The sequence below is a fragment of the Roseicyclus amphidinii genome (assembly GCF_030163755.1).
GTDB classification, from domain to species: domain Bacteria; phylum Pseudomonadota; class Alphaproteobacteria; order Rhodobacterales; family Rhodobacteraceae; genus Roseicyclus; species Roseicyclus amphidinii.
Genome location: NZ_JASJOE010000136.1, coordinates 1 through 2,220, shown reverse-complemented (window position 1 = coordinate 2,220; position 2,220 = coordinate 1). Strand labels below are relative to the sequence as shown.

Below are 2,220 nucleotides of genomic sequence, written 5' to 3'. Positions count from 1 at the left end.
CGCGCGCTCTCGGCGCAGCTGTCCGCGACCCGGCCCCCGCGGGTGACAGGCGCGATGACCGTCGGGCTCGCCGCAGCGGTGCCGGACCCTGCGCCCGGCGTGGTGGCGGGTGGCATCGGCGGCAGTGTGGGTGCGGCCGTCACCCAGACCGTGACGATCCCCCCGAGCATTGAGAGGATCGGGGAAACCGCTGTACAGACGGCCGGGGCCGCAACCCATGCCCAACCCGCCGCCGGTGGCCCAACCCGGCACGGCGGCCCGGAGGCTGTCGACGGGCCAAAGGCCGAAGCGCCCTGCCTCGTGATCGACGGACCGCTTCTGGCTGTCACCGGCGCGCTGTCGCTCGAGCCGTCAGAGACGGGGCTCACCCTCATCACGGCCCGCATGGAACAGGGCCGTCGCCTCTGGTCGCCGCCCGAGGCTGCGCGTCAATAGCTGCGGATCAGCCCCACCAGCTTGCCCTGCACGGTGACCTGGTCGTCGCGGAAGACGCGCGTTTCGTAGGCCGGGTTCGCGGCTTCCAGCGCGATCATCCCGCTTTTGCGGCGCAGCCGCTTCAGCGTCGCCTCCTGCCCCTCGACAAGGGCCACGACGATATCGCCGTTCTCGGCGGTCGCGCCATCCTCGATCACCACGATGTCACCATCGTTGATCCCGGCCTCGATCATCGAGTCGCCCTTGACCTCCAGCGCGTAATGGCTGCGCCCGCCGCGCAGCATCTGGTGCGGCACGGCGACATGGCTCGCCACCTCGGAAATCGCCTCGATCGGGGTGCCGGCCGCGATGCGGCCCATGACGGGCAGCTCCACCGCCGCCGCCTCCACCGGCATGGCCCCGCGCGGCGGGTCGCGCCGGTCGCCTTCGATCACCTGCGGCGTGAAGCCGGGCTTTTCCATCCCCTCGGGCATCTTCACGATCTCGATCGCGCGGGCGCGATGGGCCAGCCGCCGGATGAAGCCCCGCTCCTCCAGCGCCGTGATCAACCGGTGGATGCCGGATTTCGAGCGCAGATCCAGCGCCTCCTTCATCTCGTCGAACGAGGGGGGGACCCCGTCGCGCTGCACGCGCTTGTGGATGAACTCCAGCAGGTCACGCTGTTTGCGGGTCAGCATCACTTGATCCTCCGGCGAGCGCCTCGCTGGGCGCGTTCGGGGTATGTTCTACCCCTGTTCCCGGTCCGTGTCAACGAATCACGCGAAGAGCGGGGTCAGCGGCATGTACTCCACGATCTCGCCCGCGGCCCGCGCCGGATCATGCGGCGGCCGCACCAACAGCGCGTTCGCGTCCGACAGCACGGTCAGGAGCGAGCTGTCCTGCGAGCCATAGGGCGTGATTTCGGGGAAATCATGTCCCGGCCTCAGGTCCGAGCGCATGTAATGCTCGCGCGGGCCATTGCCGGGCAGGTCGCAGCCCAGCCGCGCCGCAAATCGCCGCCGCGCGCCCGCAGGCAGGCCCATCATCGCGCGCAGCATCGGCACGAGGAACAACTGCCCGCAGACCATGGACGAGACCGGGTTGCCCGGCAGCCCCAGCAACGCGGCTTCCCCCAGCCGCCCCGCCATCAGCGGCTTTCCGGGCCGCATGGCGACCTTGTAGAAGGCGCGCTCGAGCCCCATCGCAGCGGCCACCTCGCCCACGAGGTCATGATCGCCGACGGATGCGCCCCCGATCGTCACGATCAGGTCCGCGCCCGCGGCCAGCCGCAAGACCTGCTCCAGGCTCTCGCGGCTGTCCCGCGCGATGGGCATCAGCCGGGCGCGGCACCCTTCGGCCTCGACCATCGCCTTCAGCCCGTAGCTGTTGGAGGCGATGATCTGGTCGGCGCGCGGCACCTCTCCGGGGCTGACCAGCTCGTCGCCCGTGGCGATCAGCGCCACCTCGGGGCGGCGCGAGACCGCCACCTCGGGCAGGTTCATCGAGGCGCAGAGCGCCACGTCGGCGGGCGACAGCCGCCGCGGCGCCTCGATCCGCGCGCCCACCCGGAAATCCGCCCCCGCGGGGCGGATGTTGGTCCCCGCGTCCAGCGCCTCGCCCAGCGTGATCCGGTCGCCCTCGCGCGTCACGTCCTCCTGGATCACCACGCACTCCGCGCTATCGGGCACCGGCGCGCCGGTGAAGATGCGCAGGGCCTCCCCCGGCCCGATCACACCGTCCCAGGCCCGGCCCGCGGGGGCCTCGCCCACCACGCGCAGCACGGCACCGGCCACCCGGTCGCCCGCG

Annotated in this window: 3 protein-coding genes; 1 reads left to right on the top strand and 2 read right to left on the bottom strand. The window is 71.8% G+C overall.

From position 1 onward, the window contains the following. The coding region (locus QQK83_RS19170; protein WP_284267028.1) for a hypothetical protein at positions 1-435 on the top strand (435 nt) is incomplete at its 5' end. On the opposite strand, the gene lexA is transcribed toward QQK83_RS19170, so the two are convergent. Together lexA and QQK83_RS19160 are read right to left on the bottom strand one after the other, a co-directional pair. Continuing rightward, positions 429-1,112 (bottom strand): transcriptional repressor LexA, encoded by a 684-nt coding sequence (lexA, locus tag QQK83_RS19165; RefSeq protein WP_284267026.1) that lies wholly within the window; start codon positions 1,110-1,112, stop codon positions 429-431. The genes QQK83_RS19170 and lexA overlap by 7 nt on opposite strands. 78 nt (positions 1,113-1,190) lie before the next feature. Continuing rightward, positions 1,191-2,220, bottom strand: a 1,030-nt coding sequence (locus QQK83_RS19160) for a molybdopterin molybdotransferase MoeA (protein ID WP_284267024.1), incomplete at its 5' end; no start/stop codon positions are given.

Bases quoted from the DNA above. Each gene is read 5' to 3' on its own strand.
- lexA (WP_284267026.1), bottom strand. From the start codon at position 1,112: ATGCTGACCCGCAAACAGCGTGACCTGCTGGAGTTCATCCACAAGCGC.